Source organism: Lentzea flaviverrucosa, assembly GCF_003350445.1.
In the GTDB taxonomy this organism is placed as follows: Bacteria; Actinomycetota; Actinomycetes; order Mycobacteriales; family Pseudonocardiaceae; genus Lentzea; species Lentzea californiensis.
Genome location: NZ_QQAU01000006.1, coordinates 441,773 through 466,416, shown reverse-complemented (window position 1 = coordinate 466,416; position 24,644 = coordinate 441,773). Strand labels below are relative to the sequence as shown.

The window sequence follows — 24,644 nt, the reverse complement described above, 5'->3', positions numbered from 1 at the left end:
TACACCTAGGGGGCCAGCAACGTCAGGTAGGCGAGGCCCATCGTGCCGCGCCACCCGCGCAGCCGGCGGTTGCGCGCGCTGTCGGCCGTCTCCCTGATCTCCGCGGCGTGCTCGGAGTCCGGGTTGTCGCGCAGCCAGCGCTCCCAGGCGAGACCGTGGCCGTTCTCGAACACGTCCCACTCGTCGAGGCTCGCCTGTTCCGCGGCGAGCATGCGGTAGCCGTGGCTGTGAGCCAGGTCCACCAGGTCCGCCAGCGAGCCCAACTGGTCTCGCGGGACCGGCATGGCGGCCAGCTGGGCCTCCGTGGGCTCGCGTTCCCAGAAGCACTCGCCGAACAGGAGCCGCCCGCGGGGAGCGAGCAGTTTCCTGGCCTCGGTGAGCGCGTTCACCGTGTGCTGCAACGGGTCTCCGCCCCACACGTGGCTGGCGCCGTTGACGATGACCACGTCGGCCGGCCTCGCTGCTTGCCACTCGGCGACATCGGCCACCTGGAGGCTGACGCGGCCGCTCAGACCTCGGGCGTCGGCGTTGGCCTGGGCGCGCGCGATGTCCGTCGCGTTCCTGTCCACGCCGGTGCCGGTGGCCGTGGGTGCGGCCTCCAGCGTGCGCAGGAGGAACTCCGCCCAGCCGCAGCCGAGGTCGAGCACATGGGCGTCGTCCAGTGGCATGAGCGAGCGGATGAGGCGGGCAGCTCGTTCCTCGGACAGGGGTCCGTGGAACGTCACGTCCTCGTACAACGGTGTGATCTTCGGAGATGTCATCGCTCGCAGGATGGCGCTGGTGGTACGTCCCGGGCAAGCGATATTCGGTTGTTGGGGCCATCTCCCTTCCGTAGCGTCGATCGGCGTGGAACTCGTGTGGCGCCCGCTCACGACAGCGGACATCCCGGCGGTGGCCGCGCTCTACAACGCGGCCGAGGCGGTCGACGACACCGGCGAACTGCTGTCCGAAGAGGACTTCGCCCAGTCGTTCGGCCAGACCGACCTGCCCGGTGGATCGCTGGCCGTGCTCGCGGACGGACGGCTCGCGGCTTACGGGCTGGTCGCGTTGCGCGACAACCCCGTGGGCACGCATCGCGTCCGGCTCGACGGGATGGTGCACCCCGAGTACCGGCGCGCGGGCATCGGCCTGCAACTGCTGCCACGTCTCGCCGCACTCGCGCGCGACCTCCACGGCGCACGGCACCCGGATCTGCCGCTGACCGTGTGCACCATGGTCGAGAGCCGGTCCGAAGGGCACGTCGCGCTGGTCGAGAAGCTCGGATTCGGTGCGGACCGCCACTTCTACGAGCTGGAGGTGGCACTGGGCGAGTCACTCGCCCAGGCCCCGATCCCGGCCGGCTACGAGATCGTGCCGTTCTCCGCGGCCCGTGACGAAGAGGTCCGCCTGGTCTGCAACGCGGCGTTCGCACAGCATTGGGGTTCGGTCGAGCGCAGCCCCGAGGAGTGGGCGGCGTCGTTCACCGACAGCAAGCGGTTCGTTCCGGAGTCCTCCTTCCTGGCGCTCTCACAAGACGCCGTGGCCGGGTTCGTGCTCGCACGGCACTACCCGGTCGTCGAGGAGATGACCGGCGTCCGCGAGCTGTGGATCGGCGACGTCGGCACCCTGGGGGAGCACCGCGGGCGTGGCGTGGCCTCGGCCCTGCTGAGCCACACGCTGGCTCGGGGCAGGACGCAGGGCTACCAGCGCGCGGGACTCTCCGTGGACTCGGCCAACCCGACCCGTGCGCTCGGCGTGTACGAGCGCGCCGGGTTCGAGGTGACGCGGACCTGGATCGACTACGGGAAACCGGTGGCGTTCTAGAGCTCTTCGCCCGGCTGGCCGACGCAGAACTGGTTGCCGTCCGGGTCGGCGAGCACCGACCACACGAGGCCGGGAACGCTGTGCACGCCGACCTCCGTGGCACCGAGCTCGACCAGGCGGGCGACCTCCGCCAGCCGGTCCGGCACGTGCGAGTCGAAGTGGACTCTGTTCTTGCCCGGCGTCGCGTCCGGCACCTGCTGGATGCCGAGCGCCGGCCCGGTCTCGGTGTTCGGCGCGAGCACGATGAACTCACCCCAGTCGTTCTGGATCTCGGTGCCCAGGGCGGCCGTCCAGAACTCGGCGAGCTTGCGCGCGTCGCCCGTGTCGATCGTGATCATGTCAATGGTCAGCGGCATGGGAAGGACGCTACTCAGGGGGTCTGACAATTCCGGTCGCCGCAGGTCAGAGGCGAACCGGAGCACCGCGCGCGATTTCGCGGAACATCCAACCAGTACGCTGCTACAACTGCCCGTGAACGAGGAGTACCCACCGTGATCACCAGGATGTCGTCGCTGTTCCTGCGCACCCTTCGCGAGGATCCGGCGGACGCCGAAGTGCCCAGCCACAAGCTGCTGGTGCGCGCCGGCTACGTCCGCCGCGTCGCACCGGGCGGGTACACCTGGCTGCCGCTGGGCCTCAAGGTCCTGCGCAACATCGAGGCCGTCGTCCGCGAGGAGATGGACGCCTTCGGCGCGCAGGAGATCCAGTTCCCCGCGCTGCTGCCCAAGGAGCCCTACGAGGCGACGAACCGGTGGGAGGAGTACGGCCCCAACCTGTTCCGCCTCAAGGACCGCAAGGGCGCCGACTACCTCCTCGGCCCCACGCACGAGGAGATGTTCACCCTCACCGTGAAGGGCGAGTACAGCTCCTACAAGGACTACCCGGTCACGCTGTACCAGATCCAGACCAAGTACCGCGACGAGGCGCGCCCCCGTGCGGGCATCCTGCGCGGCCGCGAGTTCCTGATGAAGGACTCGTACTCGTTCGACCTCACCGACGAGGGCCTGAGCCAGTCGTACAAGGACCACCGCGACGCCTACATCCGCATCTTCGACCGGCTCGGCCTGGAGTACGTGATCGTCTCCGCCACGTCCGGCGCGATGGGCGGCTCGGCGTCCGAGGAGTTCCTCGCCGTCGCCGAGACGGGCGAGGACACGTTCGTGCGCAGCACCGAGTCCGGTTACGCGGCGAACGTCGAGGCCGTCGCGACGCCCGTGCCGCCCGCGCAGTCGATCGACGACAAGCCCGCGGCCCAGGTGCACCACACGCCGAACACGCCCACCATCGAGACACTGGTGGACTTCCTCAACGCGAACACCGACCGCAAGTTCACCGCGGCGGACACGCTGAAGAACGTCCTCGTGAAGGTCAAGCACCCCGGCAAGGACTGGGAGCTGCTCGCGATCGCCGTCCCCGGTGACCGGGAGGTCGACTTCAAGCGCCTCGAGGCAGCGCTCGAACCGGCCGAGGTCGCGATGCTGGAAGCCGCGGACTTCGCCAAGAACTCGTTCCTGGTCAAGGGTTACATCGGCCCGGGAGCGATCCAGGCCAACGGCGTCCGCTTCCTCGCCGACCCCCGCATCGTCACGGGCACCGCGTGGGTCACCGGCGCCGACAAGGCCGACCACCACGTCGTCGACCTGGTGGTGGGCCGCGACTTCACCCCCGACGGCGTCATCGACGTCGCCGAGGTCCGCGAGGGCGACGCGTCGCCGGACGGCAAGGGTGTGCTCGTCGCCGCGCGCGGCATCGAGATCGGCCACATCTTCCAGCTCGGCCGCAAGTACGCGGACGCGTTCTCGCTCGACGCACTCGGCCCGGACTCCAAGCCCGTCCGCATCACCATGGGCTCGTACGGCGTCGGCGTCTCGCGTCTCGTCGCGGTCATCGCGGAGCAGTCGCACGACGACCGCGGCCTGATCTGGCCCCGCAACGTCGCGCCCGCCGACGTCCACGTCGTGGTCGCCGGCAAGGACGAGACGCTCATGGGCGCCGGCGAGGACTTCGCGAAGCAGCTCAGCGCCAAGGGCCTCAAGGTCCTGCTGGACGACCGCAAGGCGAGCCCCGGCGTGAAGTTCGCGGACGCCGAGCTCGTCGGCATCCCGACGATCCTGGTGATCGGCCGCGGCCTGAAGGACGGCACGGTCGAGGTCAAGGACCGCCGCTCCGGCGAGCGCGTCGAGGTGCCGGTCGCCGAGGCCGTCGAGCACCTGGTGCAGGTCGTCAACAGCTGAGGTAGGAACTGAACGCCGGGCAGTGCGCTGGAAGTTGGGGCGCGCGGCCCGGCGTTCGGCGTTTCGGCGGGGGAGCGGTCACAGGGCAGGGCGGACCGCAAGCGTGTGTTCGGTGAGGCTGGGAAGCCTGGGGGGAGCGCGCGATGCGGGTTGAGCGAGTAGAACCTCGGCCGGGTTGATGGCGAGTGGGTCCGGCTCGATCTCGCGTGGTGGCTCGCCGCTGTCCACGTCGGATGGCTGCGCGGCCCGGATTTCGCTTGGGGAGCGGTCAGTTCAGCGGACCGCATGCGCATGTGCGGCAAGCCCGGGGAAGCGCACGATGCGGGTTGAGCGAGCAGGGCCTCGACCCGCGTGGATCCGGCTAGACCTCGCGCGGTGACCCGCCGCCGTCCACGTCGGACGGCGGCGCGTGGGAGGGCCTACGAGGTCGGGATCAGCGAATCGACGATCTTCTGCAGGTCGGACTCCTTGAGCAGCGGCGGGGTGGTGCCGCCACCGCCTCCCTCCAGGTCGCCGTTGACGGCCAGCACGTGCAGCTTGTTGCTGCCGTTGAGCACCACGACCTTGACCGTGCCCTTGCCCGCCAGGCACTTGTTGCCGGTCTGTGTGACGGTGGCGTCGACCTGCACGCCGTCGATGGTGACCTTCTTGCCGTCCTTCAGGGTGTGCTGGATCTTCACCGGCTTCGGCTGCGTCGTCGTGACCTTCGGGTCGCCGCCCGACGAGTAGTACTGCGCGGCGAGGGCCTTGGTGAAGTCGGTGGCCGTGGTGTTGATGTCGCTCTTCGGGAGCAGCGTGCCGCCGTTGGTGCCCTTGGTGAACGACTTGCCCTCGCAGGTGTAGTCGCCGTAGGTGGTGACGCCGGACAGCGAGATGCCCGCGAAGCCCTCCACCGGGATCTTGGCGTCGGCGATGATGTCCCAGTTCTTCGGGACCTCGTAGTTGAAGCCGAGCGCCGTCTCGACGCACTGCTGGCCCTCGTTCTTCGGGCAGGCAGCGTCGGTCGGCTGCGCGGAGGTGCTGGGCGACGGGGACGGGTCGTTCGTCGCCGTCGTGCCGCCCGAGCGCGAGAGCAGGAGCCAGGTGAGGCCGCCGCCGACGAGCAGCACGAGGACCACGGCGCTGAGCACCAGCCAGAGCGTCTTCTTGCTCTTCTTCGGCGGCTCGTTGTCGAAACCGCCGTACACGCCGAGGCCGCCGTACCCGCCGTAGCCCTGCTGCGGGAACTGGCCCTGGTCCGGGAACTGGCCCTGCTGCGGGAAACCACCGGTCTGCGGGTACCCGCCGGTCTGGTAGCCGCCCGTCTGGTACCCACCGCTCTGGTGGTCACCCTGTTGCTGCTGGCCCCAGCCCTGCTGGTCGTTCCAGCCGCCCTGTCCGCCGCCACCTGGGTAAGTCACGGGGAAACGGTACCTGGTGGGTCTGACAGCGGTTCAATTCATCACGCGTTGACTTACGCGATGGACGAGGCGTAGCGTTCTCGCTAAATTCAACGCTTGATGAACAAAGGGGTCCGATGATGCGCACCGTGCTGGTCACCGCCGTCGCAGGTGCTGTGGTGGCGTTCCTCCTGGGGCTGCTGACGTTCGGCGTGCAGGCGACCGTGCACCCGCACGACGTGCCGCTCGCCGTGGTGGCGCCTCCGCCGATAGCGGAACGCGTCGCGAGAGCCGGCTCCGCCGAGGTCGACATCAGGGTCGTGTCCGCGGACGAGGCCAGGGACCTCCTGCGGGACAAGGAGGTCTACGGGGTGCTGGAGATCGTGCCCGGCCAGGCGACGATCCGGCTGAACCCGGCGGTCAACCCGTCCGGCACGCAGGTCGCCCAGCAGGCCCTGACCGGCGTCGCGCAGGGTGCCGGGCTGCCGGTGAAGGTCGAGGCCGTCACCCCCACCGCCGCCGAACGCACCGCGCCGCTCGCCGCGTCCGCGCTGCTGTGGGTCGGCGGGATGATCGCCGGACTGCTGTTCGTGGTGCTGAAGGGCACGAGGCTGAGGTGGCTGTCGGCGGTGACCGCCGCCGTCCTCGTCACCGGCTCGACGGCAGGCCTGCTGGCGTGGTGGGGTGTCACGTTCACCGCGCAGGCGCTCGCGTTCATGCTCGCCGTCGCCGTGTCGTTCGCGCTGTTGCAGGCCGGGCTGTTCAAGCACCTCGGCATCCGCGCGATGGGCGTTCTCGGCATCCTCTACCTGATGGCACCGGCGGTCGCGGGCCAGGTGCCCGAGTTGCTCAACCCGGTCTACAAGGCGGTCCTGTGGTCCTGGACGCCGTTCCGGTTCTCGGCGGAAGGCCTGCGCAGCCTCCAGTACGACGGCTCCATCAGCACCGAGTGGTGGGTGTTCGGCGGCATCGCGCTCATCGGGCTCGTGCTGCTAGCCGTGAAGAAAGCCCCACTAGCCGGCGAGGAAGCTCAGACGGACCGTGCGGACGGGATTGTCGACGTTGGTGTCGACCAGGCAGATGGACTGCCAAGTGCCGAGCGTCAGCACACCGCCTAGAACGGGGATCGTCGCGTAGGGCGGCACCAGTGCGGGCATCACGTGGTCACGGCCGTGGCCGGGAGTGCCGTGCCGGTGCCGCCACTTCACGTCGCGGGGCAGGATGCGCTCCAGCGCGGTCAGCAGGTCGTCGTCGCTGCCCGCGCCCGTCTCGATGATGGCGACGCCCGCCGTCGCGTGGGGCACCCACACGTGCAGCAGGCCGTCGCCGTTCTCGTCCGAGAGGAACCGTTGGCACTCGCTCGTCAGGTCGTGCACGACCTCGTCGGCACCGGTGCGGATCTGGATCTCCTCGCTGCGCATGACCTCAGATCTTACGAATGACCCGTGCGGGGTTGCCGACCGCAAGCACGTGAGCAGGCAGATCCCGCGTCACGACACTGCCCGCGCCGACCACCGTGTTGTTGCCGATGGTGACGCCGGGGCACACGATCACGCCGCCGCCGAACCACACCTCGTCCCCGATGACGATCGGCGCGGTCGTCTCCCAGCCCTCGATCCGCGCGTCGTGGTCCTCGATCGGGTGCAACGCCGTGAGCAGCTGCACGTTCGGGCCCATCATCACGTGATCGCCGATGGTCACCGGTCCGCAGTCGAGGATGACGCCGCCGTAGTTCATGAAGCTGTTCGCGCCGACGCGGGTGTTGTAGCCGTACTCGATCTGCAGGCGCTGCATGAACGTCGAGTTCTCGCCGATCTCCGCGACGAACCCCTTGAGGATCGCGTACATCCCGTCGAGGTCCTCCGGGTCGTGCGCGTTGAACCTGGCCATCTCACGCCAGCCGCGGCGCCGGTCCGCGTCCAGCTCGGGGTCCGCCGGCAGGTAGGGCTCGCCGTTGATCATCTTCTCGCGGTTGGTTCCCATGAGGACTCAGTATCGTCACGGCATGCGCGTGCTCTTCGCCAGCATGGCCGCCGTCGGCCACACGTACCCATTGATCCCGTTGGCGCAGGCCCTGCACAAAGCCGGGCACGAGGTGCACTTTGCGGTCGGCGAGGAGATGCACCCGGTGCTCGGGAAGCTCGGGCTGCGGCCGTTCCGGCCGGGACTGGTGTTCGGCGAGATCTACGCCGGGGACATCGCGCAGGAGCTGGAGCGGTTGCTGCCCGACCTCGTGATCGGCGGGTGGGCGGTGCCCGAGGTCGTCTCCGAGGCGCGGCGCCGGGGGTTTCCCGCGCTGTGGCACGGGTTCGGGCGGATGTTCCCCGACGGGATCGGCCTCGTGCGGCCCACCGGTGGCCGGCACCTCGACATCTGCCCGCCCTCGTTGCAGGACGCGAACTTCCTGGGAGAGGAACGGATCCCGTTGCGGGCGGTGCCGTTCTCGCCGCCCGGTGACGTGCCGGTGCGCACGGCCGGGAAGCTGATCTACCTCACGCTCGGCACGGCGTTCGGCACGCGGGAACTGCTCGCCGAGGCGGTCGTGGGGCTCGGCAAGGTCCCCAAGGCGCAGGTGGTCGTGGCCGCGCCGCACGTCGCGCTGGGCAACGTGCCGCCGAACGTGACGGTCTACCCGTGGCTGCCGCAGGCGGAGGTGCTCCGGTACGCGGACGTCGCCGTCCACCACGGTGGGAGCGGCACGATGCTGGGCGCGCTCGCCGCCGGCGTGCCCCAGGTCGTCCTGCCGCAGGGGGCGGACCAGTTCGGCAACGCGGACGCGCTCGTCGCGGCCGGTGCGGCGCTGCGGCCGGCCGCGTTCAGTGCCGGGCCGATCGCGGACTGCGTGCGCCGGCTGCTCGTCGACTCGTCCTACCGGGAAGCCGCTGGTCAGATAGCCCGGGAGATACGTCACACGCCTTCGCCGGAAGAAGTTGCGGACAGTCTGGCGGACGTTGTGTAACACTGTTTTTATGAAGGCAAGCCGCCTGCGCTTCGGGATGAACCTGTGGCCGCCGTTCCTGTTCGCCGGCATCCGCGTCGTGGAGATCTCGCCGGACTACCGGTACGCGCGGGTGCGGATGCGCCTGCGCCCCTGGAACCGCAACTTCTTCGGCACCCACTTCGGCGGTTCGCTCTTCGCGATGACCGACCCGTTCTGGGTGTTGCTGCTGTTCAACCAGCTCAAGGGCGAGCACGTGGTGTGGGACCGGGCCGGTGAGATCGAGTTCGTCGCGCCCGGCCGCGGCACGGTGTACGCCGAGTTCCGGCTGACCGACGACCACGTCGCCGAGGTCCTCGACCAGACCAGGGACGGCGAGAAGGCCTTGGTCTGGTTCGAGACGGACGTCGTCGGGCAGGATGGGGCCGTGATCGCACGGGTGAAGAAGCAGGTCTACGCGCGCCGCAAGCGCGACAAGCAGCTCGCGCATGCGTGAGGCCTTCGGAGCGGTCTTCGACGTCGAGCCCGGCTACCTGAACACGGCGTCCATCGGCGTGCCGCCCCGGCACGTCGCCGACGCGGTGGCGGCCTCGCACGAACGGTGGCGACGCGGCCAGGACACGTCCTCCACGTTCAACGAGGTCGTCGAGACCTCCCGCGAGGCGTTCGGGCGGCTGGCCGGGGTGCCTGCGGCCTCGGTCGCCTGCGGCGCGACGGTGTCGCAGTTCGTGTCACTGGTCGCGCAGTCCCTGCCGGCCGGCTCGAAGGTCTTCGTCGACCCCGGCGACTTCACCAGCGTCACGCTGCCGTTCGTCGCGGCCGGCCACCAGGTCGTGTCCACAGTGGAGGAAGCCGATCTCGTCGCCACGAGCGTGGTCCAGTCGGCGGACGGCAAGATCGCGGACCTCGAAGCGTTGCGCGCTTCGGGCAAACCCGTGCTGCTCGACGTGTCGCAGGCCGCCGGGTGGCTGCCGTTGTCGTTGGCGTGGGCCGATTTCGTCGTCGGCGTGGCCTACAAGTGGCTGATGGCACCGCGCGGTGCGGCGTGGATGGCGGTGCGTCCGGACCGGATGGCGTCCCTCAAGCCGTTGGCGGCCAACTGGTACAGCACGGGTGAGAACTACGGCACCGAGCTCGTGCTCCGTTCGGACGCACGGCGGTTCGACCTCTCGCCGACGTGGTTCTCCCACGTCGGTGCGGCGGTTGCGCTCCCGTGGGTCGCCTCTTTGGACCTGGAAGCAGTGCGCGCGCACTGCGTGAGCCTGACGGATCGCCTCCTGACCGGTTTGGGGCTACCGCCCAACGGCTCGGCGATCGTCTCAGTCGGCGGGCCACCCGTTCAGGGGGTCGTGTCCTCGGTCCGTGCAGGTCGCACGCGGTACGCATGTCACATGTACAACACGATCGAGGACGTCGACCGGGTGCTCGAAGCGCTCGCGTGACTGCCGTCCGTTACCGTGGGTCCTTGTGTCGGAACCACGCCAGTCACCTGAAGAGGTGACCCAGAACATGCCTCGCTTCCCGCCGAGGCCCACCGACACCGCGCCGTTGTACCCGGCCGACGAGCTCGTGAAGCTGCAGTCGATCATGGACAACCGCCAGGGGCAGCTGCCCCCGCCGCCGCCTCCGCCCCAGCGCAAGTCGACGTGGGTGGGCAAGGCGCTGGCGCTCGTCGGCGTCGCGGTGGTGTCAGGGTTCGTCTGGTGGGTGTTGCAGCCGTCGGACCCGGTCGACAAGCCGGTCGCGCAACCGCAGAAGACCGCGGGGGAGTTCGAGTTCACCACCGTGCCGGAGCTGCCGGAACCGGTGAAGGACAGCGACTGCGCTGCCCACGCGACGAGTCAGACGCAGGCGTTCTTCAAGACCACGCCGTGCCTGCAGCTGACGCGCGCCTTCTACACGGCCAAGCTGCCGGACGGCCGCACCGTGTACTCGTCGGTGTCGGTCGTGAAGATGAAGTCGGCCGACGAGGCGAAGCAGCTGCGTGAGCTCACGCAGAAGGACGGCACCGGCAACGTCAAGGACCTGGTGCTGGACAAGGCCATCAGCGTTCCGCCGCTGACCACGCTGGCCAACGGCGGGTACGCCTCCGAGCAGCGCGACCAGCTCGTCGTGATCGTCGAGTCCGACTCACCGACCAGGGGAGCCGACGCGCTCGCGCACAACAAGGACATGAAGAGGGTCTCCAACGACGCGATCAGGCTCGCGTCGTCGTTCGCCGGCTGACACCCGGTCAGCCCGAGGCGACACCCGGCATCGTGATCGATGCCGGGGCCGACCCGGCCGCCTTGCGCCACCGCGTTGCCCGCACCGCCGCCGTCGTCAGCGCCTCCAGCGCCGACGTCCGCAGCGAGGAGTCGTCGGTCCGCTCCAGCACACCCCGCCACGCGGCACAGGTGTCCTGCTCGACGGCCACGAGCGCGGCGAGCGCGGAAGGGCCGTCCGACACCGGCGCGGGCGGCAGGTAGGCCGCGGCGGGCGGGTTCGGGGTCGCGCCGTGGTCACGCAGCCACCGCTCGGTCGTGTCCCGGCGCGCGCGGTGCAGGTTCGAGCCCTCCGCGACGGCGGCGGCCTTGTCGTTCAGGAACGCCGACACCATGCCGTAGGTCCACAACGCCGCGTGCTCGGTGCCGAGCGCGGTCTGCACGGACTCCACGCTCATGCGAGCACCTCCCGCAGCGAGGCGCAGCCGGCGGCCACCGAGCCGACGAGACCGGCTCGGTAGGCGGGCAGCGAGGCGACGGTGGCCGAGGCCTCGCGGACGGCCTCGTCGAGCGCGGTGCGCAAGGCGGCCAGCGGGTCCGGCGGCGTGGGCGGAGCGGTGGGAGCGGGCGACACGGTGGACGACTGCGGCGGGCGTTCGCGGTCGACCTCGGCCTGCAGCAGCGAGGCGTGCGTCTCACGGGCTTTCGCGATCTCCGCGGCTGCGGGCACCGTCGTCAGCGCCTGGGCCAGCTTGGCGTCCGCGCGGGCCTGCGCCGCGAGGGCCGAGAGCGGGTCCGGAGGCGGTGGCGGAGGCGGTTCTGCGGTGCACGCGACGGCGAGCGGCGCGGCGGCCACCGCGAACAGCACCCGGCGGCGGCTGACCGATTCGGAGATCACGCGACCCATGGTGCCAGCAGCCGTGCGGCGCGGTGGGAGCCGGGCGAACGAGATAGTCTGGTCGTCCACGGCCGCCGAAATACCGTCGGCCGGGGTTTTCATGCGTTCGAACTGAAGGAGACACCACGTGTCCAGCCCGCCGCGCGGAGAGCTTTCCGCGCAGCTAGCACCCGTTGTGCGGGAAGCTCTCGAAGCCGCCGGCTTCGACCTCGACGCGCTCGACGTGAATCAGGCTGGGCGCCGCCGTCTGGTCAAAGTGGTCGTGGACGGCGAGGACGGGATCGGGCTCGACGAGGTCGCCGAGGCGAGCCGCGTGGTCTCCGCCGCACTCGACGAGCACGACCACATCATCAACGGGCCGTACACCCTCGAGGTCACCTCGCCGGGTGTCGACCGCCCCCTGACGCGCCCGCGCCACTGGAAGCGCGCTCACCTGCGTCTCGTGAAGATCAAGCAGCCCGACCAGGCCGAGTGGTTCGGCCGGGTCGGCGAGTGCGACGAGACCGGGGTCGAGCTGCTGCACAAGGACGAGCTGCGACGCGTGGAGTACCGCCACATAGAACGCGCGGTCATGGAGATCGAGTTCAAGCAGCCGCCGGTCGAGGAACTGGCTCGGCTCACTCGGAAAGCACCGGAGGAGGAGCCGAGGTGAACGTCGACATCGCCGCCCTGAGGGCGATCGAACGTGAAAAGGACATCCCCTTCGAGACGGTCCTGGAGGCGATCGAGTCAGCACTGCTGACCGCCTACAAGCACACGGATGGGCATGCCACGCATTCGAAGGTGGAGATCGACCGCAAGACCGGCGTCGTGCGCGTGATCGCGCAGGACCTGGCGCCGGACGGTGTGGTCCGGGAGGAGTGGGACGACACTCCGGAGGGCTTCGGCCGCATCGCGGCCACGACGGCGCGCCAGGTCATCCTGCAGCGCCTGCGCGACGCCGAGCACGAGCGCACGTTCGGTGAGTTCGCCGCCAAGGAGGGCGAGATCATCGCGGGTGTCGTCCAGCGCGACGCCCGCGCGAACGCCCGTGGCATGGTCGTCGTGCAGGTCGGCGACACCGAGGGCGTGCTGCCGCCGGCCGAGCAGGTGCCGGGCGAGCAGTACAACCACGGCGAGCGCATCAAGTGCTACGTCGTGAGCGTGTCGCGCGGTTCCCGCGGGCCGCAGATCGCTCTCTCGCGCACCCACCCGAACCTCGTGCGGCGGCTGTTCGCCCTCGAGGTCCCGGAGATCGCGGACGGCACCGTGGAGATCCCCGCGGTGGCACGTGAGGCAGGTCACCGTTCGAAGATCGCGGTGAAATCAACGGTTGCCGGAGTGAACCCCAAGGGCGCCTGCATCGGCCCGATGGGTGCCCGTGTGCGCAACGTCATGCACGAGCTCGGTGGCGAGAAGATCGACATCATCGACCACTCGGACGACCCTGCCACGTTCGTCGGGAATGCCTTGTCCCCGGCGAAGGTTGTGTCCGTGCGGGTGCTCGACGAGCGCGCCAAGACGGCGCGTGTCGTGGTGCCGGACTTCCAGCTCTCGCTGGCGATCGGCAAGGAGGGCCAGAACGCCCGCCTGGCCGCCCGTCTGACGGGCTGGCGCATCGACATCCGCAGTGACGCGGAGGCTCCGGCCACCGATGCGGTCACATCCGGTTCGGCTGAGTGAGCTCCAGGGGATAGAATTATCAACGGTTCAACGTCGGGAGCGGCTTCCCAGCACATCGGCCCAGTTCGTACGTGTATTGGATGCCGCACGCGGACGTTGCCCTCCGAGCTGCTGCGAGTGGTCGCGGTGGACGGTTCGGTGGTTCCGGACCTCCATCGGCGGCTTCCTGGTCGAGGTGCTTGGTTGCATTTCGATCTCGAATGTCTCCGCAACGCCGAGCGGCGACGGGCGTTCTCACGGGCCCTCAAGGTCCAGGGAGCACTCGACGTCGCTTCGCTGCGCGAGCACGTCGAGCAGCAAGGGAAATTGGCTTCGGGACAGCCCCGCGGCCAGCAAGCAACAAGGAAGCAGGTCGACCCGTCATGAGTCAGCCGTGAAGCTGAAGACATGAACGCGCGACGTTAAGACGAGGTCGATGGGACTTGCCCGCCGGCCTCACGACCTAGGAGAGCAGTGGCAGGCAAGGCCCGCGTGCATGAGCTCGCAAAAGAGCTCGGTGTTACGAGCAAGGAAGTTCTCAACAAGCTCGCCGAACAGGGCGAGTACGTGAAGTCCGCGTCCTCGACCGTCGAGGCCCCCGTGGCCCGGCGGCTTCGTGACGCCTACGAAGCCAAGTCCTCGAAGCCGGCTCCCAAGCCGTCCGCTCCGAAGCCGAAGGCACCCGCACCCGCTGCCGCCGCAGCGCCCGCCGCACCGGCGGACGCCAAGCCGGCGGCCGACGACAACAAGCCCGCTGCGGCCAAGGGCATGCCCGGACCTCGTCCGGCCGCCCCGCGCCCGCCGGCCCCGAAGCCCGCACCGGCAGCTCCTGCCGCGCAGGCTCCGGCCGCCCCCGCGGCGCCCGCACCGGCACCCGTGCAGTCCGAGGCTCCGGCAGCTCCTGCCGCGCAGGCTCCGGCCGCGCCCAAGGCTGCCCCTGCTGCCGGCTCCAAGCCGGGCAGTGGTCCGCGTCCGGGCCCGCGCCCGGCCCCGGCTCCTGCTCCGGCTCCGCAGCAGCAGCCTCAACAGCCCCAGCAGCCGCAGGCCCCGGCCGCGTCCGCTGGTGCACAGCCCCAGTCCGTGGTGCCGCCGCGCACGCAGGCTCCCAAGTCTGCGGGCCCGCGTGCCCCGCGTCCGGGCAACAACCCCTTCGGCGTCGGTGGCGGCAACGCTCCGTCGCCGCGTCCCGGACCCCGTCCCGGCCCGCGCCCCGAGCAGGGCGGCGACCGCCCCGCAGGTGGAGCGAAGCCCGGCGACCCGCGTCCGGCGAACCCCCGTCCGAGCGGTGCGCCCGGTCAGGGCGGTCAGCGTCCGGCTGCCGCACAGGGTGGCGGTCGTCCCGGCCCCGGTCAGGGCGGTCCTCGTCCCGGTGGCCCCGGTCAGGGCGGTCCTCGCCCCAACCCGGGCAACATGCCCCCGCGGCCGAACCCCGGCATGATGCCGGGCAACCGTCCGGCCGGTAACAGGCCTGGTCCCGGCGGTGGCGGCGGTGGCCGTCCCGGTGGTGGCGGCGGTGGCGGCGGTCGTCCCGGTGGGGGCGGCGGCGGTGGCGGCGGCTTCCGCGGAGGCGGCGGCGGTGCCGGCGGTGCCGGTGGCGGCTTCCGTCCCGGTGGCGGCGGTGGCGGTGGCGGTGGCTTCCGTCCCGGTGGTGGCGGCGGTGGCGGCGGTGGCGGCTTCCGTCCCGGCGGTGGCGGCGGCGCAGGCGGCGGTGCCCCTGCCGGTGGTGGCGGCGGTTTCCGCGGTCGTCCCGGCGGCGGTGGTGCTGGTCGCGGCGGTACCGCTGGTGCCTTCGGTCGTCCGGGTGGTCCGGCGCGTCGTGGACGCAAGTCCAAGCGGCAGAAGCGCCAGGAGTACATGGACAACATGCAGGCGCCTTCGGTCGGTGGCGTCCGCCTGCCCAAGGGCAGTGGCGAGACGATCCGCCTTCCGCGCGGTGCCTCGCTGACCGACTTCGCCGACAAGATCAACGCCAACCCGGCGTCGCTCGTGCAGGTGCTCTTCCACCTGGGCGAGATGGTCACGGCGACCCAGTCGGTGTCCGACGAGATCTTGGAGCTGCTCGGCACCGAGATGAACTACGTCGTGCAGGTCGTGTCCCCCGAGGAGGAGGACCGCGAGCTGCTCGAGACGTTCGACATCACCTACGGCGAGGACGCCGGCGGTGAGGACGACCTGCAGATCCGTCCGCCGGTCGTGACCGTCATGGGTCACGTCGACCACGGTAAGACCCGCCTGCTCGACACCATCCGCAAGGCGAAGGTGGCCGAGGGCGAGGCCGGTGGCATCACGCAGCACATCGGTGCGTACCAGGTGCAGACCGAGCTCGAGGGCAACCCGCGGCTCATCACCTTCATCGACACCCCGGGTCACGAGGCGTTCACCGCCATGCGTGCTCGTGGTGCGAACGCGACCGACATCGCGGTCATCGTCGTCGCCGCTGACGACGGCGTGATGCCGCAGACGGTCGAGGCGATCAACCACGCGCAGGCCGCTCAGGCGCCGATCGTGGTCGCGGTCAACAAGATCGACAAGGAGGGTGCGAACCCCTCCAAGATCCGCCAGCAGCTCACCGAGTACGGACTGGTCGCCGAGGAGTATGGCGGCGACACGATGTTCGTCGACATCTCCGCGAAGCAGGGCATCAACATCGACAGCCTCCTCGAGGCCATCCTGTTGACCGCCGACGCCTCGCTGGACCTCCGGGCCAACCCGGACATGGAGGCCCAGGGTGTCGCGATCGAGGCGCACCTCGACCGCGGTCGCGGTCCGGTCGCCACGGTGCTCGTCCAGCGCGGTTCGCTGCGCGTGGGTTCCTCGATCGTCGCGGGTGACGCTTACGGTCGCGTCCGCCGCATGGTCGACGAGCACGGCGATGACGTCATCGTCGCGACCCCGTCGCGTCCGGTGCAGGTCATCGGTCTGACCTCGGTGCCGCGCGCCGGTGACTCGTTCCTCGTCGTCGACGAGGACCGCGTCGCCCGCCAGATCGCCGAGCGTCGTCAGGCCCGCACCCGCAACGCCGCCAACGCGGCGAAGCGCAAGCGCGTCAGCCTGGAAGACCTGGACGCAGCGCTCAAGGAAACCAGCGCTCTCACCTTGATCATCAAGGGTGACAACTCGGGTACCGTCGAGGCCCTCGAGGACGCGCTCATGAAGATCGAGGTCGGCGACGACGTCGAGCTGCGCGTGATCCACCGCGGTGTCGGTGGCATCACCGAAGGCGACATCAACCTCGCCGTGGCCGGTTCCGCCATCGTCATGGGCTTCAACGTCCGGGCCGAGGGCAAGGCGACCGAGCTCGCGAACCGCGAGGGTGTGGACGTCCGTTACTACACGGTCATCTACTCGGCGATCGACGAGATCGAGGCGGCCCTCAAGGGTCTCCTCAAGCCGGAGTACGAAGAGGTCCAGCTCGGCCGCGCCGAGGTCCGCGACGTCTTCAAGTCCTCCAAGGTCGGCACGATCGCGGGTTGCATGGTCCTGTCGGGCGAGATCCGTCGCAACGCCAGGGCTCGCCTGCTCCGTGACGGCAAGGTGATCGCGGAGAACCTCCCGATCAGCTCGCTCAAGCGGTTCAAGGACGACGCCACCGAGGTTCGCGAAGGTTTCGAGTGTGGTCTCACGCTCGGCAACTACAGCGACCTCAAGCTGGAAGACATCATCGAGACCTTCGAGATGCGCGAGAAGCCGCGCGCCTAGTCGGTAGGTGAAGGGTGCGGAGCCGTTTAACCGGTGGCTCCGCACCCTTTTCTTCTGGAGGATCTCGCCCATGTACGTGGGTGCTCTGGAATTGGACGTGCTTCTGGGCGACGTCCACTCGTTGAAGGAGAAGCGCTCGGTCGTCCGGCCCCTCGTGGCCGAACTGCGCAAGCGTTTCGAGGTCGCTGTCTCCGAGGCCGGTCACCTGGACCTGCATCGGCGCAGCTTGATCGGTGTGGCGGCGGTCGCCGCCGACTTGGAGCACGTCAGGGACGTCCTCGCCGGCTGTGAAAGGCTGGTCGCGGGACGACCTGAACTTGAATTGCTCTCCGCCCGGACGCGTTTCGTCGGGCCGGAGGACGACTAGGAAGGGGAGGCTCGTGGCCGACACGGCACGTGCCCGCAAGCTCGCCAAGCGGATCTCGCAGATCGTCGCTTCGGCTTTGGAGCACGAGGTCAAGGATCCGCGGCTGGCTCGGGTCACGATCACCGACACCAAGGTGACCGGGGATCTGCACGACGCGACCATCTACTACACGGTGCTCGGTGAGCGTCTGAACGTGGAGCCCGACTACGTCGGCGCCGCACTGGCCCTGGAGAGCGCCAAGGGTGTGCTCCGGTCCATGGTCGGAGCACAGACCGGGGTCCGCTTCACGCCCACGCTGACGTTCATGACCGACACCGTGCCGGACGAGGCACGGAAGATGGAAGAGCTGCTCGCCAAGGCTCAGGCTGCCGATGCCGAAGTGGCTCGGCGGTCGGCGGGGGCGACTCCCGCCGGGGAGGCCGACCCGTACAAGGCGCCTCGTGAGGACGACGACGAGGACTGAGTTTCTCGTCAGGCTTTTTGTGATCAGGGGCGGACACGGTGATCGTGTCCGCCCTTTGGTTTTCGCCGGCGGCCCACGGCGTCCACAGGCGCCGGAATTGGATGGAAACTGTCTTGTCTGAGGGTGCCGCACAGCACATCGAGACGGTTAACGGCTAACGTCTCCCTGTGGCAGACGACCTGAGCACGACCATTGCCGAGGCCGCGCGGTTACTGGCCGGCGCCCGCGATGTGACCTTGCTGAGTCACATCAATCCCGACGCTGACACGCTCGGGAGTGCTTTGGCGGTGGGACTCGCGCTGCACCGGCGAGGTGTGGCGGTGCGGGTGGCGTTCGGCGACCCGGAGGCCGTGCCCGAGAGCCTGAAGGCGCTGGACACCGCCGGGCTGCTCGTCCACCGCGACGAGGTGCCCGAAGCGCCGGAACTGCTGGTCGTCATGGACACGGGCAGCCTGGAACGGCTCGGGCCGCTGAAGAACCGCGTCGCGAACTGCCGTGGGCCCGTCATCGTCGTCGACCACCACGTGTCGAACACGCGGTACGGGACTTTGCACTGCATCGACGAGCACGCCGAGGCCACGGCGCTCATCGCACTCAAGCTGCTCGACGAGATGGACGCCGAGGTCGACGAGCCGATCGCGCGGTGCATCTACGCCGGGCTCGTGACGGACACCGGTGGCTTCCGGAAGGCAGGACCCGAGGCGCACCACACGGCCGCGCGGCTGCTGGAGACCGGAGTGGACGCGTATGCCGTTACGCGGCCGTTGATGGACGCACATCCGTTCGCGTACCTCGGCATGTTGTCGCGCGTGCTGGCCAAGGCGGAGCTTGACCAGAAGGCGGCGCACGGCTTGGGGCTCGCGCACGCGGTCGTGAGCATCGAGGACGCTCACGGAGTGCGTAGCGAAGAGGTGGAGAGCGTGATCGACGTGGTGCGCTCCGCCTCCGAGGCCGAGGTCGCGGCCGTGTTGAAGGAGCTCAAGCCCGGGTTCTGGTCCGTGTCGCTGCGGGCCGTGAGCAGGGTCGACGTTCGTGAGGTGGCGCAGGTCCTCGGGGGCGGCGGGCACCGGCTGGCGGCCGGGTTCACGTTCGAGGGGGCCGCGGAGCAGGTCGTCGCCGCGCTCAAGGGCGCGTTGGAGCGGGTGGGGTCATGACACGGACAGGAAGCCCGCGGCTGCTGCGGGAGATCAACGACCGGGCCGCGATCGAGACCCTGCTGCGCAGCGGGGCGATGACGCGGGCCGAGCTGGAAGAAGTGATCGGGCTGTCCAAGCCCGCCACCGCCCAGTTGCTGGCACGGCTCGAAGAGGACGGCATGGTCGTCCGCACCGGGTTGCGTGGCGGTGGGCGCGGCCCTCGGGCGCAGATGTGGGCCGTCAACGGTGGCGTCGGCTACGTGGCGGCGGTGGCGTTGTCGCCCGAGCTGATCGACGTGGCGATCGCGGACATCACCGGGTCGCTGCTGGCGGAGCACAGCGCGCCGATGCCCAAGGAGAACACCCTCCGGATCTTCCGGGAGACGGTGCAGAAGACGGCGGCGCTGGCCGGGCTGACGCTCGACGCGTTGTCGCACGTCGTCGTCGGCACGCCGGGCGCGGTCGACCCGGCCACCGGCCACCTCGGGTTCGCGCCGCACCTGCCCGGCCTTTCCGCCGTCGACCTGCCGTCGACGTTGCGCGAGCTGCTCGGCACGTCGGTGTCGATCGAGAACGACATCAACCTCGCCGCGCTGGAGGAGATGAGCTCCGGCCGGGCGGCCGGGGTGCGCAACTTCGTGCTGTTCTGGCCCGCGGACGAGATCGGCTCGGCGGTCGTGGTCAACGGCACGCTGCTGCGTGGCGTCACGGGCGGCGCGGGTGAGATCGACTCGATGCAGGTGCCCGGCGGGCGCTACGGAGACCAGGTCGACAGCGAGGCGATCGTGGCGCTCGCGGCCGAGCACGGCATCACCGAGTCGTCCGGGCTGGAAGCCGTGGCGCACGCGTTGAACGCCGGGACCGAGGGGCGTGCGTTCCTCACGGCGCTGGCGCACCGGATCGCGCTCGGGCTGGCGAACGTCGTGTGCGTGCTCGACCCCGAACTGGTGCTGCTGTCCGGTGCGGTGGCGCACGCGGGCGGCGAGACGTTGTGCGAGCTGGTGGCGGCCGAGTTGCTGAAGCTGGTCGTGCCGCGGACGCCGGTGCACCTCGCGCAGATCACCGCGAACCCGGTGCGGGCGGGTGCGCTGCACTCGGCCCTGGCCGTGGCGCGCGAGCAGGTGTTCGGGTTGCCCCAACGATCGTGAGTGGCCGCCGTCACCGCACGGCGGTGCCTGTCAGCACTTAGGTTCGTCTGGTGGAGGATCGGGTTCCCGCTCGGCGGGTGATCGGGCTGGCGGTACCCGCTCTCGGGGTGCTGGCGGCCGAGCCGTTGTACGTGCTCGTCGACACGGCGGTCGTGGGGCATCTTGGGGCGCTGCCGCTCGCTGGGCTGGCCCTCGGCGGTGTGTTGCTCACGCAGGTGTCGACGCAGCTGACGTTCCTCTCGTACGGCACGACGGCGCGCACGGCTCGGTTGCACGGGGCTGGGCGGCGCCAGGAGGCCGTCGAGGAGGGCGTGCAGGCGACGTGGCTGGCGCTGGCCGCCGGTGTGCTCGTGGTGCTTCTGGGGCAGCTGTTCGCGCGGCCGCTGGCGGAGCTGCTCGCCGGGCCCGGAGCCGTGGCGGACGCGGCGGTGGAGTGGGTGCGCATCGCGTTGTTCGGTGCGCCGTTCATCCTCGTCACGATGGCCGGCAACGGGTGGATGCGCGGTGTCCAGGAGACCAAGCGGCCGCTCAAGTACATCCTGATCGGCAACGGCATCAGCGCGGTGCTGTGTCCCGCGCTCGTCTACGGCGCGGGCTGGGGGCTTGAGGGATCCGCGATCGCGAACGTCGTGGCGCAGGTGCTCTCGGCCGGGCTGTTCTTCAAGGCGCTGTTCGCGGAACACGTGTCGTTGAAGCCGCAGTGGACGGCCATGCGCGCGCAGCTCGGCATGGGGCGCGATCTGGTGTTGCGGAGCCTCGCGTTCCAGGCGTGCTTCATCAGCGCGGCCTCCGTGGCGGCACGGACGTCCGTCGGCGCGTTGGGTGCGCATCAGGTCGTGTTGCAGCTGTGGACGTTCCTCGCGCTCGTGCTCGACTCGCTGGCGATCGCGGCGCAGTCGCTCGTCGGCGCGGCACTGGGAGCGTCGAGGCGCCGTGAGGCGGAGAAGCTCGCCTGGCAGATCACGCGGTACGGACTGGTGTTCGGCATCGGGCTCGGGATGGTGTTCGCGGCGCTGTACACCGTGCTGCCGCGGGCGTTCACGACGGACGCCGGCGTGCTCGGCGAGATCCCGAACGCGTGGTGGTTCTTCGTCGCGCTGCAACCGATCGCGGGTGTGGTGTTCGCGTTGGACGGGGTGCTGCTGGGTGCCGGCGACGTGAAGTTCATGAGGACGGCGACGCTCGGTTCGGCGGTGATCGGGTTCCTGCCACTGGTGTGGGCCTCGTACGCGTTCGAGTGGGGGCTCGCCGGCATCTGGACGGGACTGTCGGCGTTCATGGTGCTGCGGCTCGTGGCGGTGGTGTGGCGCACGCGGTCGGGGAACTGGGCGGTCGAGGGCGCGGTCCGTTAGGTCCCTGTGGCCGAACTCACGGCATGAAATCGTTACCAAGAAGGTTGTTTAGGCGATGTAACTAATATCCGCCTACCTCCAGCTTGGGAGAGTGCCGCCTTGCCGCCGGTCGATCGCGCCACCCGGAAGTCGTGGCTGATCTGGACCACCGCCGTCTTCGTCTACTTCGCCGCCCTGTTCCACCGCACCACGCTCGGCGTGGCCGGGTTGGAGGCGAGCGAACGCTTCGGGCTCGGACCCGCTCAGCTCGGTGTGTTCACCGTGCTGCAGATCGGTGTCTACGCCCTCATGCAGATCCCCACCGGCCTGCTCGTCGACCGCTACGGGCCGCGCCGGGTGCTCACCGTCGCCGCCCTGCTCATGGGCACCGGCCAGGTGCTCTTCGCCGTCGCCGACTCCTACGCGCTCGGACTCACCGCACGGGCCGTGCTGGGCATGGGTGACGCGATGACGTTCATCAGCGTGATCCGCCTCGTCGCGACGCACTTCCCGCCGCGCCAGTACTCGCTCGTCGTCGCGGTCACGGCCGCGATCGGCGGCGTCGGCAACCTCGTCGCCACGGTGCCGTTGACGCTCATGCTCGGCTCGATCGGGTGGACGTGGGCGTTCCTCATCGCGGGCGGCGTGACCGCGCTCTACTCGGTCGTGGCGTTCCTGCGGGTGCGTGACGTTCCTGCGGGGTTCACCGCGCCGAAGCCGGAAGTCGTGCCGTTCAAGAAGATCTGGCCGAAGGTGCGGCAGGCGTGGAGCGTGCCCGGCACCCGGCTCGGGTTCTGGGCGCACTTCAGCACCATGTCGACGCCCGCCGTCATCGGTCTGCTGTGGGGATACCCGTACCTCGTGCAGGCGCAGGGGATGTCGCCGCGCGCCGCGTCCTCCACGCTCGGGCTGCTCGTCATCGGCGCGATCGTGGCGAGCCCGGTCATCGGCGGGTTGTTCTCGCGCAACCCCGAGTGGCGCATGCCGATCTCGGTCGGTTTCCTGGCGTTCGCGTTCACCGGGTGGGGCGTGCTGCTGCTGTGGCCTGGCGGGCACGTGCCGACGCCGGTCATCGCCGTGGTGTTCCTCGTGCTCACCGTCGGCGGGCCGATCTCGGGCGTGGCGTTCGCTCTCGCCCGCGACTACAACCCGTCGCACCGGCAGTCCACCGCGAGCGGGCTGGTCAACGTCGGCGGCTTCCTCGCGGTGACCGTGACCGCGCTGGGCGTCGGTGTCCTGCTGGACCTCGTAGAAGGCGTGCTGGCGCCTGTTCTGGCGTTCCGCGTGGCGTTCAGCTTCTGCGTGCTGGTGCTCGTGCTGGGCAGCTGGCGGATGCTCGTCTGGTGGCGCCGGGCGCGTGCCGCGGTGTTCGAGGCGGAGGAGCGCGGGGAGGCGGTGCCGGTGCAGATCCGGCGTCGCCGTTGGGACGCTCTGAACGTCGCTTAAGCTCTGTCGCCGTGAAACCCTCTGTTGCACCGGGCCTGGTCGTCGTCGACAAGCCGGACGGCATGACCTCGCACGACGTGGTGGCGCGTGTGCGCAGGATCCTCGGCACCCGCAAGGTCGGCCACGCCGGCACGCTCGACCCGATGGCGACCGGCGTGCTCGTGCTCGGCATCGAGCGCGCGACGAAGCTCCTGGGCCACCTCGCCCTCGACAGCAAGGCCTACCTCGCGACGATCGTGCTCGGCTCGTCCACCACCACGGACGACGCCGAGGGCGAGGTGCTGTCCACTGAGGACGCCTCCGGTGTCGCGGACGACGCCGTCGCCGCCGAGATCGCGAAGCTGACCGGCCCGATCCAGCAGGTGCCGTCGTCCGTCTCCGCGGTGAAGATCGACGGCAAGCGCGCCTACGCCCGCGTGCGTGCCGGTGAAGAAGTCGAGATCCCCGCACGGCCGGTGACCGTGCATCGGTTCGACGTGCTGTTCACGCGCCGTGAGGACAAGACGGTGCTGCTCGACGTGATGGTCGAGTGCTCGTCCGGCACCTACGTGCGCGCGCTGGCCCGCGACCTGGGCGCCGCGCTCGGCGTCGGCGGGCACCTCGGGGCGTTGCGGCGCACGAGGGTCGGGCCGTTCGACCTCCGCGTGGCCAAGACGCTGGCGCAGCTGGAGGAGACGCCCGGCCTGTCGCTCGACCTGGACTCCGCGGTCGCCACGGCGTTCCCGCGCCGCGAGATCGACCCGAACGAGGCTTCGGCGCTGTCGCACGGGCAGCGGCTGCGCGCCGGCGGGATCGACGGCACCTACGGGGTGTTCGGGCCGGACGGGCACGTGATCGCGCTCGTCAAGGACGAGGGCGCCGCGTGCAAGCCCGTGGTGGTCCTGAGCCCGGCCGAGTGACGCCGTGCCCGAGTCCGGACCGCTTGTGAGGCGCGCGGGCACCCGGCGGGGCCGGAGCCGTAGGCTGATCACCGTGCAACGCTGGCGCGGACTAGACCACCTTCCCGGCGGCTGGGGCCGCTGCGTCGTCACCATCGGTGTGTTCGACGGTGTCCACAAAGGCCACCAGGCCCTCATCGGCCGAGCCGTCGAGCTCGCGCGCGAGCGCGGCCTGCCGAGCGTGCTGATGACCTTCGACCCCCACCCGTCCGAGGTGGTGCGGCCCGGCAGCCACCCCGCGCAGCTCACCACGCTGCGGCGGCGGGCGGAGCTGGTCGAGCAGCTGGGGGTGGACCACTTCGTGGTGGTGCCGTTCAGCCTCGAGACCAGCCGGATGCCCGCGGACCAGTTCGTCCACGAGGTGCTGGTCGAGAAGCTGCACGCCGCGGCTGTCGTGGTGGGGGAGAACTTCAGCTTCGGGCACAAGGCGGCCGGTAACGTCGCGATGCTGCGCCAGCTCGGGCAGCGGTTCGGATTCGTGACCGAGGGGGCTGATCTGGTGTCCGCAGACGACGTGACGTACTCGTCGACCTACATCCGGGCGTGCATCGACGCCGGCGACGTGAAGGCGGCGGCCGAGGCGCTGGGCCGGCCGCACCGGCTCGAGGGCATCGTCGTCAAGGGCGACGGGCGCGGCAAGGACCTCGGGTTCCCGACCGCCAACCTGTCCACGCCCAAGTTCGCGGCGGTGCCGGCGGACGGCATCTACGCGTGCTGGTTCACCGACGCCAAGGAAAAGACGCTCAAGGCCGCCGTGTCGGTGGGGACCAACCCGACGTTCTCCGGCCGTGAGCGCCGCGTGGAGGCGTTCGTGCTGGACGTGGACGAGGACTACTACGGCCAGCGCGTGGCCGTCGACTTCGTCGACAGGCTGCGTGAGATGGAGAAGTACGACTCCGTCGAAGCCCTGCTCGAACAAATGCATCGAGATGTAGACCGAACGAGGGAACTGCTGACCGAGTCGTGACCGTCAGATTGGGCGAAGCGGGCGTCTGCACGTCCGCGGCCTGGCAGGATGC

At 70.0% G+C, this 24,644-nt stretch carries 26 protein-coding genes; 19 read left to right on the top strand and 7 right to left on the bottom strand.

The features are described 5' to 3' along the window. Positions 1-5: 5 nt before the first annotated feature. Positions 6-761, bottom strand: a complete 756-nt coding sequence (locus tag DFR72_RS21980) for an SAM-dependent methyltransferase (RefSeq protein WP_090074280.1) — start codon at positions 759-761, stop codon at positions 6-8. 85 nt (positions 762-846) lie between these two features. Between DFR72_RS21980 and DFR72_RS21975 the strand changes: the two genes are divergently transcribed. Then, a complete protein-coding gene (locus DFR72_RS21975) occupies positions 847-1,803 on the top strand; it encodes a GNAT family N-acetyltransferase (protein WP_170176347.1) in 957 nt (318 codons plus the stop codon). Here the strand turns inward: DFR72_RS21975 and DFR72_RS21970 are convergent. Continuing rightward, the gene (locus tag DFR72_RS21970) at positions 1,800-2,159 is read right to left on the bottom strand and encodes a VOC family protein (RefSeq protein ID WP_090074285.1); all 360 of its coding nucleotides are present in this window, start codon (positions 2,157-2,159) and stop codon (positions 1,800-1,802) included. The genes DFR72_RS21975 and DFR72_RS21970 overlap by 4 nt on opposite strands. Before the next feature lie 135 nt (positions 2,160-2,294). Here DFR72_RS21970 and DFR72_RS21965 point away from each other — a divergent pair, with 135 nt between their 5' ends. Further along, positions 2,295-4,037, top strand: coding sequence for a proline--tRNA ligase (locus DFR72_RS21965; protein ID WP_090074288.1), 1,743 nt, complete (start codon positions 2,295-2,297; stop codon positions 4,035-4,037). 419 nt (positions 4,038-4,456) lie between these two features. Here DFR72_RS21965 and DFR72_RS21960 read toward each other — a convergent pair whose 3' ends face one another. Further along, entirely contained in the window at positions 4,457-5,437 is a 981-nt protein-coding gene (locus DFR72_RS21960) for a DUF8017 domain-containing protein (protein ID WP_090074291.1), read from the bottom strand. A 119-nt stretch (positions 5,438-5,556) separates the two neighbouring features. Between DFR72_RS21960 and DFR72_RS21955 the strand changes: the two genes are divergently transcribed. Continuing rightward, positions 5,557-6,534, top strand: coding sequence for a YhgE/Pip domain-containing protein (locus DFR72_RS21955; RefSeq protein ID WP_170176346.1), 978 nt, complete (start codon positions 5,557-5,559; stop codon positions 6,532-6,534). On the opposite strand, the gene DFR72_RS21950 is transcribed toward DFR72_RS21955, so the two are convergent. Continuing rightward, positions 6,430-6,837 carry a YjbQ family protein gene (locus DFR72_RS21950; protein WP_090074297.1) on the bottom strand — a complete coding sequence of 136 codons (408 nt, stop codon included), beginning with the start codon at positions 6,835-6,837 and terminating at the stop codon, positions 6,430-6,432. The two genes, DFR72_RS21955 and DFR72_RS21950, sit on opposite strands and share 105 nt — an antisense overlap. Positions 6,838-6,841: 4 nt before the next feature. After that, a complete protein-coding gene (locus tag DFR72_RS21945; RefSeq protein ID WP_090074299.1) occupies positions 6,842-7,399 on the bottom strand; it encodes a sugar O-acetyltransferase in 558 nt (185 codons plus the stop codon). Between the two features lie 22 nt (positions 7,400-7,421). Between DFR72_RS21945 and DFR72_RS21940 the strand changes: the two genes are divergently transcribed. From DFR72_RS21940 to DFR72_RS21925, 4 genes are all read left to right on the top strand, one after another. Beyond that, positions 7,422-8,375: a glycosyltransferase gene (locus DFR72_RS21940; protein ID WP_114773726.1), complete on the top strand. Its 954-nt coding sequence runs from the start codon at positions 7,422-7,424 to the stop codon at positions 8,373-8,375. Between the two features lie 10 nt (positions 8,376-8,385). Then, entirely contained in the window at positions 8,386-8,850 is a 465-nt protein-coding gene (locus tag DFR72_RS21935; protein WP_090074542.1) for a DUF4442 domain-containing protein, read from the top strand. Further along, positions 8,843-9,796 (top strand): aminotransferase class V-fold PLP-dependent enzyme, encoded by a 954-nt coding sequence (locus DFR72_RS21930; RefSeq protein ID WP_090074540.1) that lies wholly within the window; start codon positions 8,843-8,845, stop codon positions 9,794-9,796. Before DFR72_RS21935 ends, DFR72_RS21930 begins: the two co-directional genes overlap by 8 nt. A 67-nt stretch (positions 9,797-9,863) precedes the next feature. Continuing rightward, positions 9,864-10,580 carry a hypothetical protein gene (locus DFR72_RS21925; protein WP_143087030.1) on the top strand — a complete coding sequence of 239 codons (717 nt, stop codon included), beginning with the start codon at positions 9,864-9,866 and terminating at the stop codon, positions 10,578-10,580. Positions 10,581-10,587: 7 nt separating this feature from the next. Here the strand turns inward: DFR72_RS21925 and DFR72_RS21920 are convergent, their stop codons facing one another. Continuing rightward, a complete protein-coding gene (locus tag DFR72_RS21920; RefSeq protein ID WP_090074535.1) occupies positions 10,588-11,016 on the bottom strand; it encodes a ferritin-like domain-containing protein in 429 nt (142 codons plus the stop codon). Next, the gene (locus DFR72_RS21915) at positions 11,013-11,456 is read right to left on the bottom strand and encodes a hypothetical protein (RefSeq protein WP_245983282.1); all 444 of its coding nucleotides are present in this window, start codon (positions 11,454-11,456) and stop codon (positions 11,013-11,015) included. Before DFR72_RS21915 ends, DFR72_RS21920 begins: the two co-directional genes overlap by 4 nt. A gap of 127 nt (positions 11,457-11,583) precedes the next feature. Between DFR72_RS21915 and rimP the strand changes: the two genes are divergently transcribed. From rimP to DFR72_RS21855, 12 genes are all read left to right on the top strand, one after another. Next, positions 11,584-12,108, top strand: a complete 525-nt coding sequence (rimP, locus tag DFR72_RS21910) for a ribosome maturation factor RimP (RefSeq protein WP_090074532.1) — start codon at positions 11,584-11,586, stop codon at positions 12,106-12,108. Beyond that, positions 12,105-13,118, top strand: coding sequence for a transcription termination factor NusA (gene nusA, locus DFR72_RS21905; protein ID WP_090074529.1), 1,014 nt, complete (start codon positions 12,105-12,107; stop codon positions 13,116-13,118). Before rimP ends, nusA begins: the two co-directional genes overlap by 4 nt. Positions 13,119-13,235: 117 nt before the next feature. Beyond that, the gene (locus tag DFR72_RS21900; RefSeq protein ID WP_425459908.1) at positions 13,236-13,484 is read left to right on the top strand and encodes a YlxR family protein; all 249 of its coding nucleotides are present in this window, start codon (positions 13,236-13,238) and stop codon (positions 13,482-13,484) included. An 87-nt stretch (positions 13,485-13,571) separates the two neighbouring features. Continuing rightward, on the top strand, positions 13,572-16,796 hold the full coding sequence (gene infB, locus DFR72_RS21895; protein ID WP_114773725.1) for a translation initiation factor IF-2: 3,225 nt from the start codon (positions 13,572-13,574) through the stop codon (positions 16,794-16,796). Positions 16,797-16,866: 70 nt separating this feature from the next. Beyond that, a complete protein-coding gene (locus tag DFR72_RS21890; protein ID WP_090073823.1) occupies positions 16,867-17,163 on the top strand; it encodes a DUF503 domain-containing protein in 297 nt (98 codons plus the stop codon). A 13-nt stretch (positions 17,164-17,176) separates the two neighbouring features. After that, positions 17,177-17,626, top strand: coding sequence for a 30S ribosome-binding factor RbfA (gene rbfA, locus DFR72_RS21885; protein WP_090073825.1), 450 nt, complete (start codon positions 17,177-17,179; stop codon positions 17,624-17,626). Positions 17,627-17,793: 167 nt separating this feature from the next. Continuing rightward, positions 17,794-18,780, top strand: coding sequence for a DHH family phosphoesterase (locus tag DFR72_RS21880; RefSeq protein ID WP_090073827.1), 987 nt, complete (start codon positions 17,794-17,796; stop codon positions 18,778-18,780). Then, positions 18,777-19,910, top strand: a complete 1,134-nt coding sequence (locus DFR72_RS21875) for an ROK family transcriptional regulator (RefSeq protein WP_090073829.1) — start codon at positions 18,777-18,779, stop codon at positions 19,908-19,910. The genes DFR72_RS21880 and DFR72_RS21875 overlap by 4 nt, the downstream gene beginning before the upstream one ends. Before the next feature lie 47 nt (positions 19,911-19,957). Then, positions 19,958-21,262 (top strand): MATE family efflux transporter, encoded by a 1,305-nt coding sequence (locus DFR72_RS21870; protein ID WP_090073832.1) that lies wholly within the window; start codon positions 19,958-19,960, stop codon positions 21,260-21,262. 99 nt (positions 21,263-21,361) lie between these two features. After that, entirely contained in the window at positions 21,362-22,687 is a 1,326-nt protein-coding gene (locus tag DFR72_RS21865; protein WP_090073834.1) for an MFS transporter, read from the top strand. A gap of 11 nt (positions 22,688-22,698) precedes the next feature. Further along, complete coding sequence (gene truB, locus DFR72_RS21860) at positions 22,699-23,586, top strand: tRNA pseudouridine(55) synthase TruB (protein ID WP_090073836.1); 888 nt, start codon at positions 22,699-22,701, stop codon at positions 23,584-23,586. A 73-nt stretch (positions 23,587-23,659) separates the two neighbouring features. Then, positions 23,660-24,592, top strand: a complete 933-nt coding sequence (locus DFR72_RS21855) for a bifunctional riboflavin kinase/FAD synthetase (RefSeq protein ID WP_090073838.1) — start codon at positions 23,660-23,662, stop codon at positions 24,590-24,592. The last annotated feature ends 52 nt before the right edge of the window (positions 24,593-24,644 follow it).